At 71.7% G+C, this 14,404-nt stretch carries 19 protein-coding genes; 11 read left to right on the top strand and 8 right to left on the bottom strand.

Annotated elements, in window-relative coordinates; all coding sequences use genetic code 11:
• Positions 1 to 48: 48 nt before the first annotated feature.
• The 4 genes from ACFYXE_RS20255 to ACFYXE_RS20240 all read right to left on the bottom strand — a co-directional run bounded on the left by ACFYXE_RS20255 (position 49) and on the right by ACFYXE_RS20240 (position 3,474).
• Positions 49 to 450, bottom strand: a complete 402-nt coding sequence (locus ACFYXE_RS20255) for a MarR family winged helix-turn-helix transcriptional regulator (RefSeq protein ID WP_389314183.1) — start codon at positions 448 to 450, stop codon at positions 49 to 51.
• Between the two features lie 84 nt (positions 451 to 534).
• Positions 535 to 1,200 (bottom strand): response regulator, encoded by a 666-nt coding sequence (locus ACFYXE_RS20250; RefSeq protein ID WP_389314181.1) that lies wholly within the window; start codon positions 1,198 to 1,200, stop codon positions 535 to 537.
• On the bottom strand, positions 1,197 to 2,525 hold the full coding sequence (locus ACFYXE_RS20245; RefSeq protein ID WP_389314179.1) for a sensor histidine kinase: 1,329 nt from the start codon (positions 2,523 to 2,525) through the stop codon (positions 1,197 to 1,199). Before ACFYXE_RS20245 ends, ACFYXE_RS20250 begins: the two co-directional genes overlap by 4 nt.
• Positions 2,526 to 2,769: 244 nt before the next feature.
• A complete protein-coding gene (locus ACFYXE_RS20240) occupies positions 2,770 to 3,474 on the bottom strand; it encodes a TetR/AcrR family transcriptional regulator (RefSeq protein ID WP_389314177.1) in 705 nt (234 codons plus the stop codon).
• A 149-nt stretch (positions 3,475 to 3,623) separates the two neighbouring features.
• Between ACFYXE_RS20240 and ACFYXE_RS20235 the strand changes: the two genes are divergently transcribed.
• A complete protein-coding gene (locus tag ACFYXE_RS20235; RefSeq protein ID WP_389314175.1) occupies positions 3,624 to 4,139 on the top strand; it encodes a nitroreductase family deazaflavin-dependent oxidoreductase in 516 nt (171 codons plus the stop codon).
• 98 nt (positions 4,140 to 4,237) lie between these two features.
• On the opposite strand, the gene ACFYXE_RS20230 is transcribed toward ACFYXE_RS20235, so the two are convergent.
• On the bottom strand, positions 4,238 to 5,440 hold the full coding sequence (locus tag ACFYXE_RS20230; RefSeq protein ID WP_361172272.1) for a geranylgeranyl reductase family protein: 1,203 nt from the start codon (positions 5,438 to 5,440) through the stop codon (positions 4,238 to 4,240).
• 135 nt (positions 5,441 to 5,575) lie between these two features.
• On the opposite strand from ACFYXE_RS20230, the gene ACFYXE_RS20225 reads away from it, so the two are divergent.
• Entirely contained in the window at positions 5,576 to 6,931 is a 1,356-nt protein-coding gene (locus ACFYXE_RS20225; protein ID WP_389314172.1) for a dipeptidase, read from the top strand.
• A 111-nt stretch (positions 6,932 to 7,042) separates the two neighbouring features.
• Here the strand turns inward: ACFYXE_RS20225 and ACFYXE_RS20220 are convergent, their stop codons facing one another.
• The 3 genes from ACFYXE_RS20220 to ACFYXE_RS20210 all read right to left on the bottom strand — a co-directional run bounded on the left by ACFYXE_RS20220 (position 7,043) and on the right by ACFYXE_RS20210 (position 10,322).
• Positions 7,043 to 8,083, bottom strand: coding sequence for an NUDIX domain-containing protein (locus ACFYXE_RS20220; RefSeq protein WP_389314170.1), 1,041 nt, complete (start codon positions 8,081 to 8,083; stop codon positions 7,043 to 7,045).
• On the bottom strand, positions 8,080 to 9,453 hold the full coding sequence (locus tag ACFYXE_RS20215; protein ID WP_389314168.1) for an integrase: 1,374 nt from the start codon (positions 9,451 to 9,453) through the stop codon (positions 8,080 to 8,082). Before ACFYXE_RS20215 ends, ACFYXE_RS20220 begins: the two co-directional genes overlap by 4 nt.
• A gap of 452 nt (positions 9,454 to 9,905) precedes the next feature.
• Complete coding sequence (locus ACFYXE_RS20210; RefSeq protein WP_389314166.1) at positions 9,906 to 10,322, bottom strand: helix-turn-helix domain-containing protein; 417 nt, start codon at positions 10,320 to 10,322, stop codon at positions 9,906 to 9,908.
• 176 nt (positions 10,323 to 10,498) lie between these two features.
• On the opposite strand from ACFYXE_RS20210, the gene ACFYXE_RS20205 reads away from it, so the two are divergent.
• The 9 genes from ACFYXE_RS20205 (at position 10,499) to ACFYXE_RS20165 (ending at position 14,402) form a co-directional block, all read left to right on the top strand.
• Complete coding sequence (locus ACFYXE_RS20205) at positions 10,499 to 10,747, top strand: helix-turn-helix domain-containing protein (protein ID WP_389314164.1); 249 nt, start codon at positions 10,499 to 10,501, stop codon at positions 10,745 to 10,747.
• Positions 10,748 to 10,749: 2 nt separating this feature from the next.
• Positions 10,750 to 11,034, top strand: a complete 285-nt coding sequence (locus tag ACFYXE_RS20200) for a DNA-binding protein (protein ID WP_389314163.1) — start codon at positions 10,750 to 10,752, stop codon at positions 11,032 to 11,034.
• A 94-nt stretch (positions 11,035 to 11,128) separates the two neighbouring features.
• Positions 11,129 to 11,509 carry a hypothetical protein gene (locus ACFYXE_RS20195; protein ID WP_389314161.1) on the top strand — a complete coding sequence of 127 codons (381 nt, stop codon included), beginning with the start codon at positions 11,129 to 11,131 and terminating at the stop codon, positions 11,507 to 11,509.
• Positions 11,506 to 11,823 carry a hypothetical protein gene (locus ACFYXE_RS20190; RefSeq protein WP_389314159.1) on the top strand — a complete coding sequence of 106 codons (318 nt, stop codon included), beginning with the start codon at positions 11,506 to 11,508 and terminating at the stop codon, positions 11,821 to 11,823. Before ACFYXE_RS20195 ends, ACFYXE_RS20190 begins: the two co-directional genes overlap by 4 nt.
• The gene (locus ACFYXE_RS20185) at positions 11,820 to 12,230 is read left to right on the top strand and encodes a hypothetical protein (protein WP_389314157.1); all 411 of its coding nucleotides are present in this window, start codon (positions 11,820 to 11,822) and stop codon (positions 12,228 to 12,230) included. Before ACFYXE_RS20190 ends, ACFYXE_RS20185 begins: the two co-directional genes overlap by 4 nt.
• On the top strand, positions 12,227 to 12,490 hold the full coding sequence (locus tag ACFYXE_RS20180) for a WhiB family transcriptional regulator (protein ID WP_389314155.1): 264 nt from the start codon (positions 12,227 to 12,229) through the stop codon (positions 12,488 to 12,490). The genes ACFYXE_RS20185 and ACFYXE_RS20180 overlap by 4 nt, the downstream gene beginning before the upstream one ends.
• Before the next feature lie 86 nt (positions 12,491 to 12,576).
• On the top strand, positions 12,577 to 13,401 hold the full coding sequence (locus ACFYXE_RS20175) for a hypothetical protein (RefSeq protein WP_389314154.1): 825 nt from the start codon (positions 12,577 to 12,579) through the stop codon (positions 13,399 to 13,401).
• 10 nt (positions 13,402 to 13,411) lie between these two features.
• On the top strand, positions 13,412 to 14,035 hold the full coding sequence (locus tag ACFYXE_RS20170; protein ID WP_389314152.1) for a hypothetical protein: 624 nt from the start codon (positions 13,412 to 13,414) through the stop codon (positions 14,033 to 14,035).
• A 76-nt stretch (positions 14,036 to 14,111) separates the two neighbouring features.
• A complete protein-coding gene (locus tag ACFYXE_RS20165; protein ID WP_389314150.1) occupies positions 14,112 to 14,402 on the top strand; it encodes a hypothetical protein in 291 nt (96 codons plus the stop codon).
• Positions 14,403 to 14,404 lie beyond the last annotated feature (2 nt).

Here is a 14,404-nt window from a genome sequence, read left to right as displayed (position 1 = left end):
CGTGCGCCGTCGTGCGGGGCGGGCGTGCGGCGTTCGCGGGGCGGCGGCTCAGCGCGTCGGGCCGTCGAGCATGTCCTTGAGGACCGCCCGCTGCAGGGGTCGTACCTCGGCGTGGAGCGCGCGCCCCTTGCCGGTGAGGGAGACCCGCACGCCGCGCCGGTCCTCGCTGCACATGCCGCGCTCCACGAGCCCGTCCTTCTCCAGCCGCCCGATGAGGCGGGAGAGGGCGCTCTGACTCAGGTGGACCTGCGCGGAGATCTCCTGCACACGGAACGTGCAGCCGCCGTCGTCCGACGACCCCTCGGCGAGCACGTCGAGCACCTCGAAGTCGCTCGCTCCCAGGCCGTGCGGATGCAGCACCCGGTCGAGCTCGCACAGAGTGCGCGCATGCACCGCGAGGATGTCACGCCATTGGTCCACGAGCCCCTGCTCGGCCGTCTTCGCCGCCATAAGAGCGCACGGTAGCAGAATTCCCCCCTTTCGTTGCATCGTCATTAAATGCACATGCATTTACTTTGCGTGGGTCACGGCGGATCAGCCCAGCCAGCCGGGCCGGACGAGCCCCGACTCGTAGGCGAGGACGACGAGCTGGGCCCGGTCGCGGGCGCCGAGCTTCACCATGGTCCGGCTGACGTGCGTCTTGGCGGTGAGCGGGCTGACGACGAGACGGCGGGCGATCTCCTCGTTCGACAGGCCGATGCCGACCAGGGCCATCACCTCGCGCTCCCGCTCGGTCAGCGCAGTGAGCGACCCGGCGGCCGCGGGCTCCTTGGAGCGGGCGGCGAACTCGGCGATGAGCCGTCGCGTCACGCCCGGCGAGAGCAGCGCGTCGCCCTCGACCACCGCCCGGACCGCGCGCAGCAGTTCGTCCGGCTCGGTGTCCTTGACGAGGAAGCCCGACGCCCCGGAGCGGATCGCCTCGAAGACGTACTCGTCGAGCTCGAAGGTGGTGAGCATGACCACCTTCACGCCGTCCAGACCGGGCTCGCCGGTGATCCTGCGGGTGGCGGCAAGACCGTCGAGCACCGGCATGCGGATATCCATCAGGACCACGTCGGGGCGCAGTTCACGCACCATCCGGACCGCCTCCTCGCCGTCCGCGGCCTCCCCCGCGACCCCGATGTCCGGCTGCGCGTCCAGCAGCGCCTTGAAGCCTGCGCGGACCAGCGACTGGTCGTCGGCGAGCAGTACGCGGATCACTGGTCCTCCCCAGGTGCGGTGCGCGACCGGCTGCCCCGGCCCGCGGGCAGCGGCAGCACGGCGGTGACGCGGAAGCCGCCGTCCGGCCCCGGGCCCGCCTCGATCGTGCCATCCAGGGCGGCGGCGCGCTCCCGCATCCCGGCCAGTCCGTTGCCGCTGCCGCCCGCGTCGGCGCCGGTCGCGGGCCCGTCGTCGTCGACGCGCAGGGTCAGCGCCGCCTTCTCGTGCCGCACCAGCACGCGCGCGTGCCGGGAGCCCGAGTGACGTACGACGTTCGTCAGCGCCTCCTGGACGATGCGGAACGCGGCGAGATCCGTTCCGGGTGACAGCCGCCCTCCCCCGCCCTCGGTGGTGACCTCGACGGTCAGACCGGCGCTCGCGGCCTGTTCGACCAGTTCGGGCAGCCGGTCCAGGCCCGGCGCGGGGGCGCGGGGCGCGTCACCGGGCGCCCGCAGCGTGCCGAGCACCTGGCGCACCTCCCCCAGCGCCTCCTTGCTCGCGGCCTTGATGGTGGTCAGCGCGGTGCGGGCCTGTTCGGGGTCGGAGTCAAGCAGGGCGAGTCCGACACCGGCCTGCACGTTGATGACGGAGATGCTGTGCGCGAGGACGTCGTGCAGCTCCCGTGCCATCCGCAGCCGCTCCTCGTCGGCGCGCCGCCGTGCGGCCTGCGCGCGCTCGGCCCGCTCCTTGGCCCACTGTTCCCGGCGTACGCGGGCGAGTTCGGAGACCGCGACGATCGCGACGACCCAGACGGCGACCACGCCCTCCTCGGCCCAGGGGCGGGCACCGTCGCCGCCCGGCGGCAGCCAGCGGTACAGCCAGTGCGCGATGAGCAGGTGCCCGAGCCAGAGCCCGCCCACCGCGCCCCACGCCGCGCGGCGGTGCCCGGCGACGACGGCGGCGAAGCAGCTCACGGCGACCGCGAGGAAGACCGGCCCGTACGGGTACCCGGCACCGAGGTAGACGAGCGTGGCCCCCGCGGTGGCGTACACGACGGCCACGGGGTGGCGGTGGCGCAGCAGGAGGACCGCCGTGGTCGCGAACAGCAGCAGCCTCGCCAGGGGCGTCAGGTCCTCGCGGCCGGGCTGGCCGTGACCGGCGAAACCGGAGCCGGCCTGCACGAACACGGTGAGCACGAACGTCGTCAGCCAGGGCAGCCGGCGCCCGGTCCGCCCCTCGTCCCCGGAGTTCCACCAGGGCGGCCCCTGCCGCCACATCGACGGCCCGCCCCACGCCGGGGGCGGGCCGCCCGTGCCGGCCGGGGGCGGGCCGCCCGTGCCGGCCGGGGGCGGGCCGCCGGTCCCGCGTTCGCGCTGCTCGTCCATGACGGCCACGCTAGACCGCGGGGGCGCACCCGGGCGTCCGACAGGCGTGGTGATCGACCGTACTCCCGGGGGAGTACGGGACGGACCGGTCCTCCGGCACTAGGGAGACCTGGTCCGGCACCGCGGAGGCCTGGTCCGACACCACGGAGACCCGGTCCGGCACCACGGAGGCCCGGTCCGGGGCGCGGCACCACGGAGGCCCGGTCCGGGGGCGGGCCACGGCCACGGAGGGGGCCGCCCGCCCTCAGTCCTGCGGCAACAACCCGACGCCGTGGGCCAGTTGCGTCGCCGCGTGCACGAAGAACTCCGGCCGGTCCTCGACGATGCGGTGGAACTGTCCGAACACCTCGAAGCCCACCAGGCCGAACAGCTGCGCCCACGCCGCGACCAGCGCCATGATCACGGCAGGCGGCAGGTCGGGCGCGAGATCCGCCGCCAGCCGCTCACCCTCGGTGCGCAGGGTCGGCGGCAGCGGCTGGACGGCGACGCCCCGGCCCCGGTGGGCGTCGCGCACGATGCCGATGAGCAGCAGCCCCACGCGCGCGGCGGCGCGCACGGTCGACTCGGGCGCGGTGTAGCCCGGCACGGGTGATCCGTAGATGAGCGCGTACTCGTGCGGATGCTCCAGCGCCCAGGAGCGCACCGCCGCGCAGACCGTCACCCACCGCCGCACGGGCGGCCGCCCGGCGACCTCCGCGTGGGCGGATTCGGCCGCGGCGCCCAGCGAGTCGTAGGCGTCGATGATGAGCGCGGTCAGCAGGTCGTCCCGGCTGGGGAAGTAGCGGTAGAGGGCGGACGAGACCATGCCGAGCTCGCGGGCGACGGCGCGCAGCGAGAGCTTGGCGGCGCCGTCGGCGGCGAGCTGTCTGCGCGCCTCGTCCTTGATCGCGGCGGTGACTTCCTCGCGGGCGCGGGCCCGCGCTCCCTGGGTGGCACTGGTGCTGCTCATGTCCGCCAGTGTGCCACGCGAGTGGAGCACTGCACACATTCGAGAGCACTGCTCTTGCTTTGGATCGCCGATCTCGTGCACACTGCTCTCAAGAGAGAGCAGTGCTCTCGCAACCCCGGCAGCACGCCGGCCTCAGCCCGGGAGGGCCCATGTCTTCGTCGTCGTCCGCCGCCTCGTCCCCTTCCCCCACCCCCTCCCCCTACTACCTGAAGGGCAGCCGCCTCACCGTCCGGCTGAACGGCGTGATCGGCTGGCTGGCACGGCACGGCGTCAGCCTGATGGGCAGCGCCGAGCTCTCCGTCCGGGGACGCAAGAGCGGCCAGATGCAGCGGATCCCCGTCAACCCCTACACGCACGACGGGGACCGGGGTCGGGTCCAGTACCTCGTGTCGGCGCGCGGGCACTCGCAGTGGGTGCGGAACATGCGGGTGGCCGGCGGCGGGGAGCTGCGGATCGGGCGCAAGGTGCGCGAGTTCACCGCCGTGGAGGTGCCCGACGCCGAGAAGCTGCCGGTGCTGCGCGGCTACCTGGAGAAGTGGGGCTGGGAGGTCAACCAGTACTTCCAGGGCGTGACCGCGAGCTCCTCCGACGCGGAGCTCGCGGCGGCCGCGCCCGACCACCCCGTCTTCCGCATCACGGTGCACGAGCGGCGGACGGGGAAGTGAGCGGGGGCCGGTCCCCCGTCATGGACAGGAGACCGGCCCCCGAGGACCGGCGAACCGGCGGCGAACCGCCGGGAGCCACGGCGGCGGACCGCCGACGACTAGCGGTCCAGTGCCTGCAAGGCGCGGCCCACCAGCGGATGGTTGCGGACCAGGTCCGCGAGCGTCGACGAACCGCGGGTGATCTTCGCGAACGCGTTCCACGCGGGGCGGAAGCCCGTGAGTGCCGCGTGCAGCGTGCCGGGGCGGCGCTCGAAGAGCTGGAGCATGCTGCGCCCCACGCTCATCTCCACGCCCAGGCCCGCCTTGATGGCGAAGGCGTAGTTGAGGGCCTGGCGGCGGGCGTCCACCGCGTCGTGCGACTCGGCGACGCGCACCGCCCACTCCCCCGCGAGCCGTCCCGAACGCAGCGCGAAGGAGATGCCCTCGCGGGTCCACGGCTCCAGGAGCCCGGCGGCGTCACCGCAGACCAGCACCCGGCCGCGCGAGAGCGGCGAGTCGTCGCTGCGGCAGCGCGTCAGGTGACCCGAGGAGATGCTCGGCTCGAAGCCGGCGAGCCCCAGGCGCGCGATGAAGTCCTCCAAGTACCGCTTGGTGGCCGCGCCTTCGCCGCGCGCGGAGATCACGCCGACGGTGAGGGTGTCGCCCTTGGGGAAGACCCAGCCGTAACTGCCCGGCATGGGACCCCAGTCGATCAGGACCCGGCCCGCCCAGTCCTCGGCGACGGTCTCGGGCACCGGGATCTCGGCCTCCAGGCCGAGGTCGACCTGGTCGAGCTTCACGCCGACATGCGCCCCTATGCGGCTGGCGCTGCCGTCCGCGCCGACCACGGCGCGGGCCAGCACCGTCTCGCCGCCCTGCAGCACCACGGCGACCGTGCGCCGGTCGGGCACATCGGGGCCGTGCTGCTCCACGCGCACGACGGTCGCGCCGGTACGCAGGTCGGCGCCCGCCTTCTGCGCGTGCTCCACGAGCTGCTGGTCGAACTCGGGGCGGTTGATGAGGCCGAAGAGCATCTGCCGGGAGCGGCGGGTGCGGGTGAACTTGCCGTCGAGGGAGAAGGTCACCGCGTGCACCCGGTCCCGCAGGGGCAGCTCGAAGCCGGGCGGCAGGGAGTCCCGCGAGGGGCCGATGATGCCGCCGCCGCACGTCTTGTAACGCGGGATGTCGGCTTTCTCCAGGAGGAGCACACTGCGTCCCGCGACCGCTGCCGCATAGGCCGCCGAGGCCCCCGCGGGGCCGGCTCCGACCACGACGACGTCCCACACGTGCCGGGTGTCGTCCGCTGAGTTCTCGCTGCTCACGTTGGTCTACCGCTCCTGATCCCGCTGTTGGCCGCGCTGTCCCCAGGCATCCTACGGCGGAGGCCCGCGGCTGCCTCCTGTGGGAGGATCACATGTACTCACACGTACAACGTCGCACCCACGAGGAGCGTGCCCATGTCGCGGAATCCGATCGCCGAGACCGTCGCCTCACTGATGCCGAAGGCGAAGGCGGAGCTCACCGAACTGGTGGCCTTCAAGTCGGTGGCGGACTTCGACCAGTTCCCGAAGAGCGAGAGCGAGGCCGCCGCCAACTGGGTGGCGGACTCCCTGCGCGCCGAGGGTTTCCAGGACGTCGCGCTGCTCGACACCCCGGACGGCACGCAGTCGGTGTACGGCTTCCTGCCGGGCCCCGAGGGCGCGCCGACCGTCCTGCTCTACGCGCACTACGACGTGCAGCCGCCGCTCGACGAGGCCGCGTGGGCCACGCCCCCGTTCGAGCTGACCGAGCGCGACGGGCGCTGGTACGGCCGGGGCAGCGCCGACTGCAAGGGCGGCGTGATCATGCACCTGCTCGCGCTGCGCGCCCTGAAGGCCGACGGCGGCGTCCCGGTGAACGTGAAGGTGATCGCGGAGGGCTCCGAGGAGCAGGGCACGGGCGGCCTGGAGCGGTACGCGGAGGAGCACCCCGAGCTGCTGACGGCGGACACGATCGTCATCGGTGACGCGGGCAACTTCCGGGTCGGCCTGCCGACGGTGACCTCGACGCTGCGCGGCATGACGCTCGTCCGCCTCAGCATCGACACCCTCGAAGGGAACTTGCACTCCGGGCAGTTCGGCGGCGCCGCCCCGGACGCGCTCGCCGCGCTGGTGCGGGTCCTGGACTCACTGCGCGCCGAGGACGGCTCGACCACGGTCGACGGTCTGACGAGCGACGCCGTCTGGGACGGCCTGCAGTACGAGGAGGACGCCTTCCGCAAGGACGCCAAGGTGCTCGACGGGGCGCGGCTGATCGGTGAGGGCACGGTCGCCGACCGCATCTGGGCGCGGCCCGCCGTCACGGTCCTCGGCATCGACTGCCCGCCGGTGGTCGGCGCGACGCCGTCGGTGCAGGCGGGCGCGCGGGCGCTGATCAGCCTGCGGGTGCCGCCGGGCGTGGACGCGGCCGAGGCGACGAAGCTGCTGCAGGCACACCTGGAGGCGCACACCCCGTGGGGCGCGCGGGTGCGTACGGAGCAGATCGGGCAGGGGCAGCCGTTCCGCGCGGACACGTCGAGCCCGGCCTACGCGGCGATGGCCGAGGCGATGAGCGAGGCCTACCCGGGCGAGGAGATGCAGTACGCGGGCCAGGGCGGCTCGATCCCGCTGTGCAACACCCTGTCGACGCTCTACCCGCGCGCGGAGATCCTGCTGATCGGCCTGAGCGAGCCGGAGGCGCAGATCCACGCGGTCAACGAGAGCGTGTCGCCCGAGGAGCTGGAGCGGCTCTCGGTGGCCGAGGCGCTGTTCCTGCAGAAGTACGCCGCGAACTGACCCGCCCGGCGGCTGCCCGCCGACGGCCCAGGAGCCCCGCCCCCGGGGCGGGGCTCCTGCGCGTGCGGTGTCCGCCGCCGGAGCGCGCGGCACGAGGTCACGGTGCGGGGGTCAGCCGCCGAGCGGTACGCCCGCCTCCAGGTAGAGCACGGCGCCGCGTTCGCGTGCGCGCAGCGCCCAGCGGAGTCTCTCGTAGCGCACGGAGGGCAGCAGGTCGGCGGCCTCCTGTTCGGTGACGAACCGCCAGCCGCGCAGTTCGGGTCCGGGCAGCAGCATGCGGACCGCGCCGCTGTCCAGGCGCCCGCCGTCGAAGAGGAACCGCATGCCGCCGTACCCGGGCGGGTTGGGCGGCTCCCAGTCGGCGACCAACAGGCCGGGCAGATCGGCGAGTTGGATGCCGGTCTCCTCGGCCACCTCGCGCACCCCCGCCCGGGCGGGCGCCTCGCCGGGTTCGACGACGCCGCCGGGGAACTCCCAGCCCGCCTTGTACGTGGGGTCGACGAGCAGCACCCGGTCCTGCTCGTCGAAGAGGAGGACGCCGGCGGCGAGGGTCTCCGCGGTGGGTTCGGGCGTCTGCACGATGTCGCTGACGCGCGCGGCATCGCTGCGCACGGCTTCGGCGAGACGCTCGGCGGTCTCGTACGGGGTGAGCGCGCTGGTGTCGATGCGGTGGGCGTCGGCGTCGAGCCAGCCGGCGCGGGCGGCGCGGTAGGGCTCGATGTGGTCGAGCGCCCACTGCTGGGTGCGCGGGCCCGCGTCGGGCGGGTCCGGCAGCGGGGGCCGGCCGGTTATTCGCTCGCGCAGGATCGTTTCGCCCGGGTCGAGCAGGACGTGGCGCACGGGGATTCTGCGGGCGGCGAGGCTGCCGAAGATCTCGTCGCGGTACTCCTGGCGCAGCAGTGTCATCGGCACCACGAGGGTGCCGCCGACCTCGGTGTGCAGCGCGGCCGCGGCGTCGATGACGAGGCGGCGCCAGATCGGCAGGTCCTGATGGTCGCTCACCTCGTCGAGGCGCTTGGGCGGCAGCAGATGGGGCAGTGTGCCGCCGATGACCTCGGGGTCGAAGAGTGTGCTGTTCGGGATCAGCTCGATCAGTTCCCGTGCGGCGCTGGTCTTTCCCGCACCGAACGCGCCGTTGATCCAGACGATCATAGATTCTCCAGGACCGGGAGGCTGCTGAACAGCGGCGGAGCCTCATTCAGTAGATCATCTGGGGTAGGGATGGGAAACGGTGGCATCCACAGCCCCGCCCCCACTACCTCTTTCTCCCAAACGGACTGCAGGTACTCCACGATCCGCTTCTCCATCGCCAGAGTCACCTCACTGTACGTTCCCTCCATCCCGGGCAGTTCGTGGCCCATGCGGCCCTCGATCGCAACCTTGGGGATGTCCCCCGGCTCGTCCAGCTTCGCCTTCGCCCAGTGCCGCAGACGGTAGATGTCTTCGCCGGCCATGTCGGGCACGGGCGGGATCTCGGGGCGCTGCCACCGCTCGTACCGGGGCCGCCGCGGGCGCTCGCGGGCGCCGTCCCGCATCGGGTACCAGTAGTCCGCCTTGAAGTTGGTGACCAGCATCGGCTTGCCCGTCATCGACACGAAGAGCCACGGGCTTCGATGGGAGGCGAGCACGGCGCGGTGCATCTCATCCAAGAAAGGCGGGATCACCGTCGTTCTCCAGCTGTCGTACTTCGGGGCCGCGAGAACATGCCGGCCGTCGGCGACATAGGTCTGGTACTGGACGCGAATTGCGGGCAAGTCCCGGTAGCGGTCGAGGGATTCCTCGCGCAGTTCCTCGTCGGGTTCCGACTCCGGCCAGTTCGGGGAGCAGTAGCCGCGCTGCAGTCCGAACGTCTCGCCGGGCGGCCGCATACAGGTGAACGCGATGGTCCAGATGTACGCCCATCCGCTGTAGCCCCACAGCGTGTGGGCGTTGACGGCGAGCTGGTGAATGGCCTCGATGGGAAGGTTGCGCTTCTTCCGGCGGACCTGAGCCTTCTGGTACTTCCCGCGCTTCCGCTGCTCAACGATCGGAGTGTCCTCGCGCAGGCGGTACTTCACGATGGCGTCGTCCATGAGCATTTTGAATACCGCCAGGACGCCTTTGCGGTAGCTGACGGAGTACTTCTCTGTCACGAACTTGTCGAACGCCGCGTAGTCGATCGGCGTGATCTCGTCGACGAAGTAGTGCCGCCAGTACGGCTTGATCACTGCATTGATTCGTGATCCGTACGTCTTGTTTGACCGGGCCCTGAGGTCCAGGCTCGCCGACCAGACGTCGCAGAATTCGCTCATCCTGGTGCGGTCCGTGTTCCGCCGACGGTGGCGGTTGTTGCGCACGTCCGACTCGCGATCGAGGCCGTAGGCGTATGCCTCGTCGTCATCCTTGAAGGGGACGCCGGGCTCGGGCCCGGAGGCGCTCTCGTATCGCTTCTTCTTGGTGGGGTTGCCGTCGGCGTCGAGCACATACTCGCCGCCCCACCACTTCACGCGGATGTTGTTTCCGCGCCTCTCCACGCTGGGCATCTTCCATCCCCCCGGATGGTGTAGGTGAGCTGTCGCGGGAGGATGACGGGTACCCCTACCGTCGATCCCTCCGCGGCGGCTGGCGGCCTACCGCCGCTGCCCGACCGGGCATCCGCGGCAGGACGGGCAGTCGCGGCCCTGCGCCTTCATGTACCGCTGGACGCGCTCCTGAAGCGCGCCGTCACGGGCTACTCGGGACGACAGGACACACACCGTCTCGCCTGCTACATGGGTCGCGTATCCAAGGAAACTGGACGACGGCCCAAGATCGAGGCTGATGACATTACTCACCGGTCCCCCTGATGCTTCCGAAAGGACCTCCCCGGGTGGGTGTTCGTCAGAGTTACACGCCGAACGGGTGGTCGTCAGGGGGGTGGTGAGGTTTCGTCACCTTCTACGGTTACGATCAGATAACGGCCGAAAGGTTGTACGACCGGCGGACTTTTCCCTCCTTATTCGGCCACGTCACCGGAGCGACGCAGCACCTCGACCAACTCATCAGTGAACGCGTCGAGATCTCCGATGCTCGCCGTGGGCAACGTCGCACGGGCGGCATCGAAGGCCGCCTGCCGCAGCACGTCAGCATCCAGGGGGCCCTTGCCGGACATGGACACTCTGGCGCCCCCGGCATCGTCGACAAGGACGGGCTCACCGCCCTCGGTGACGGCGACGGAACTGCCGGTCGCCCACTGCAGGGCGCTGTCGACCTTGGCGTAGGTCGTGCCCCGTACCGGCTCTCCCTCTTCGACTCGCTGCCAGGTGTCCTTGGAGATGCCGGCCGCCGTCGCCGCCGCGAGGCGTGAGGGGTACAGCTCCTGCCGATGCGCCCGTACGCGGGCGGCGAGGCGGCGGAGATCGCGAGGTGCCATGTCGACATCTTGGCAGGGCCAGCTAGGGCCAGCTAGGTCCACCCCGCAGTTCGGCTGAATCTTAGAGCCCAAAACCCCAGGTCAGGCTAACTAAGGCTAGCTCGCGGCCGATCTCTGACGATTTTTAGGCTAACTAGGGCTAGCCAACCAGGGCTAACTAAGGCTAACTTCTCGGTATGCACCAACCCCTGACCTACGAGGTCGACGGGGACGCGATCCGCACGGAGCGCATGCAGTCGGGGATGACGCGCGCACAGCTGGCGACAGCGGCGGGAATCAGCCGCCGCTACGTCTGCCATCTCGAAAACGGCACCCGCAGACGCATGAGTCCTCCGTCGTACGTCGCTCTCCGCGCGGCCCTCGCCACCACCGATGAACGCCTCGCTCCTCACACCACCGAGGCGGTACCCCGAGAAGGGACATAGCGATGGCCACCAGGGCCTATGAGAAGTACGGGCTCCCCGTCGCCCCCGCGGACCCCGAGCAGGAATACATGACGGTTCAGGAGAGTGCCTACGTCCTGAACTGCAGCGTCTCGTGGCTGCGGCGCTTCCTGCTTGCGCGGCCGGAGCTGTGCGGCCGGAACGGCGAGCGCGGGCGAATCGTGACGGACCGCGTGCAGCGCACCGGTATCCACGAGGCCCGCTCGGCGGGCGACCCGCGCACGGGCAAGTCGCGGCCGAGGCGCCGTCGGCTCGCCGCTTCCGCCTGATCTATCCCACCCCACAAACGCCGATGGCCGCTCCGACTGGCAGGCCCGAGCGACCACGACCGGCAACCCCAACACCACAGGAAACGAGGTCACCGTGACCGACACTACCCAACTGGCCACCAAGGCGCCCCGCCCGATCAGCGAGCAGCAGCAGGCCGTGACGGCACTCGCCGCCATGATCCAGACGTTCGCGTCCCTGCCGGACGCCCACATCACGGTCCACACCCCCTTCCGCTCGACCCCCGCCCGTCTCGACCTGCAGCTGAGCACGCCCCAGGAGTTCGAGGCCTGGCGCGAGGCCCTGCAGATCTCGCCGGACATGGTGAGCCTGCACGCGACCGTCTCCTACGCGTGGCTCGCCGCGGACACCCGCTTCAGCGGCGTCAAGGTGCACGTCGCGGGGTTCGGCGTGGCGCTGACGCCCGAGGACGCTGTGGCCGAGCGCACGATCGTCGCCCCGGCAGTGACCGCGTGAGCGCCGTCACCGTGCACACCGCCGCCGGGGTCATCCTCGCCGCCCTCACCCAGAACCGCACCGCGGCGGGCATCGCCGACGCCCTCGACTCCGCCGGCCTCCTCATGTCCCCGGCCAAGGCCAACCGGTTCGAGCAGCTGCAGCGGGAGAACGAGCATCTGCGCAACGCGGGCGAGCGCCAGCACACGGGCAAGCTCGCCGCCCTGCGCACCGCCGACCGCTACCGCACCGCCTGGCACTCCGCCCGCCGCCGCGCACGCAAGCAACCGGGCGAGGCTCGGCCGGAGATCGCCTCCGAGGAGGTCGACGGATGAGCAGCCGAGCCCGCGCGCAGGAGCCCATCGAGCACGGCACGGTACGCGGCTGGCGCCAGCACAACCGCCGCCACGAACCCGCCTGCCTGCCCTGCATCGAAGCCAAGCGCACCGACAACAACGCACCCCGCCCCCCGGCCTCCACCAGCAAGCTCGGCTGGAACGAGGGCCGCACCACCCGCGAGATCACTCTGAGCACGCAGAACTCCCCGGTCGTCGCGCTGTGCACGGTCGACGGCTGCGGCACCGAGGCGACCAAGCCGCGGCCCGCCCCGCACATGGTCACCGTCAGCGTGCGCGGCTCCTCCGAGCCGCCCCGCTGGTACTGCCCCGGCCGGTGCCGCGCCATCGGCAAGGCACTCGCCGACATCCGCGCCATCCCCACCACCCGGGAGGGCACGGCATGACGATCACCGTCCCCGCCCCGCCCCCGGCCCCGGCGGACGCGCCTGCGCCCGGCTGGGAGGTCGACGCGCTCTGCGCACAGACCGACCCCGAGCTCTGGTTCCCCGAGATCGGCCAGTCCTCCCGCGCGGCCAAGCAGATCTGCGCCACCTGCCCGGTCCGCGCCAACTGCCTCGACTACGCCCTCGCCCGCACTCACCTCACCGGCATCTGGGGCGGGCTCAGCGAGCGCGAGCGCTGGATGCTCCGCCGCCGCGAGTAGCCCCCGCACCACCGCCCGCCGCCGCTGATGCCCGCGGCGGCGGGCGGACCACCTGCTCACCACCGCACCGACGAAAGGGAACCACCGTGGCGAAGACCAGCGGCAGCGACGAGACCGGCCAGACGCTCGCGCGCCGCATCGCCGACCTCATCGTGCACGCCGCCACCAACTCGCCCCGGTCCCTACAGAAGCGCATCGGCCCCTCCGAGGTCGGAGATCCCTGCGACCGGCGCCTGGCCTACAAGCTCCTCGACTGGCCGACCGCCCGCGCCGACGGCGACCCCATCGCCTCCGTGATCGGGACCGGCTTCCACACGTGGATGGAAGAGACGTTCACGGCCCGGCAGGGTGACCTGCCCGACGGGCGGCCGCGGTACAAGGTCGAGGAGCGCGTCACCGTCCGCCCCCACCAGCTCGCCGCGCTCGTCGTCGCCGGATCATCCGACCTGTACGACCGGGCCACCGGCACCGTGTGGGACTGGAAGTTGGTCGGCCACACCACCCTCGACGAGTACCGGCGCAAGGGCCCGGGCCCGCAGTACCGCGCGCAGGCCCACCTCTACGGGCTCGGCCAGGAGAACGCAGGCGAGCAACCGCAGCGCGTCGCGATCTGCTTCGTGGCCCGCTACCACGAGCTGCGCGTCCACGTGTGGACCGAACCCTACGACCGGCAGGTGGCCCTCGACGCGCTCGCCCGCCTCGACTCCATCCGCGCCCGCCTCGAGAGCCCCGAGGCCGCCGCCACCGATTACTCCCACACCTGGTGGGACCAGATCCCCGCGAGCGAGCAGGCCAAGTGCCGGTTCTGCCCGTGGCTCAAGCCCGGATCCACCGACCTCACCGTCGGCTGTCCGGGTGTCCAGTCCGCCGGCCGCCCCGCGCGGCACGGCTTCGAATCCCTCATCGCATAAGGACGCATCAGTGGACGCAAACAGCTTCCTCATGGGCGGCGGTGGCGCACCCACCGCCAAATTCCCCACCCCGAACACGGTCGTCGGCGGCCGCATCACAGAGCCGCCGAAGGTCGAGCAGCAGCGCGACATCAAGACCGGCGAGCACAAGACCTGGTCCAACGGAGACCCGATGATGCAGCTGGTCGTCACCGTCCAGACCGACGAGCGGGACCCCGCCATCGAGGACGACGACGGAAAACGCCGCATCTTCATTAAGGGCGTCATGAAGAACGCCGTAGCCGACGCCGTGCGCGTGGCGGGTGCCAAGGGCCTCGAGGTCGGCGGCTCCCTGTGGGTGAAGTACACGCACGACGGCGTCGCCAAGGAGCGGGGCATGTCCCCGCCCAAGCAGTACGACGCCAAGTACACCGCCGCCGCGGCCGCGCACCTCGGCGTCGGCCAGACGCCCGCGCCGACCCCCGCAGCGCCGCCCGGCGTGAACCCCACCACCGGCGAGATCACCACCCCGCCGCCCGGCCTCACCACCGAGCAGCACGCCGCCGCGCAGCATCACCCCGCCACCGCCGCGCTCGCCCAGCAGGCCGCAGCGCAGCCCCCGTCCCCGGTCGCTGGCGGAGAGCCGCCGTTCTGACCCCACCCCAACGCCGCCTGCCGACGCGACGACTCCCGCGTCGGCAGGCGGACCAATCACACAACGGAAGGTCGACATGGCTCTGATCGGACACCGCTGCAGCTGCGGCCACAACGACATCAACCACGCCACGGACGCCGACGGCAAGCGAGCCTGCACCGCCAAGGCGGGTGCCCCCTGCGGCAAGAGGTGCAAGACGCTCGGGGATCCCGAGGTCATGCCCACGTTCGACCGCAAGGGCAACCGCGTCGAACGAATCATCCCGCCGGGCGAGGGCCTGCCCACCGAGACCGGCAGTACGGGCACGAGGACCTGCCCGTGCGACGCGTGCCAGGCCCTATACGAGCAACTCGCGCCCGCCGCCTGACC

The organism is Streptomyces sp. NPDC002564 (assembly GCF_042889645.1).
Taxonomy (GTDB): Bacteria; Actinomycetota; Actinomycetes; order Streptomycetales; family Streptomycetaceae; genus Streptomyces.
The sequence above is the reverse complement of the archived record's forward strand: the minus strand, read 5'-3'. Positions and strand labels throughout refer to the sequence as shown.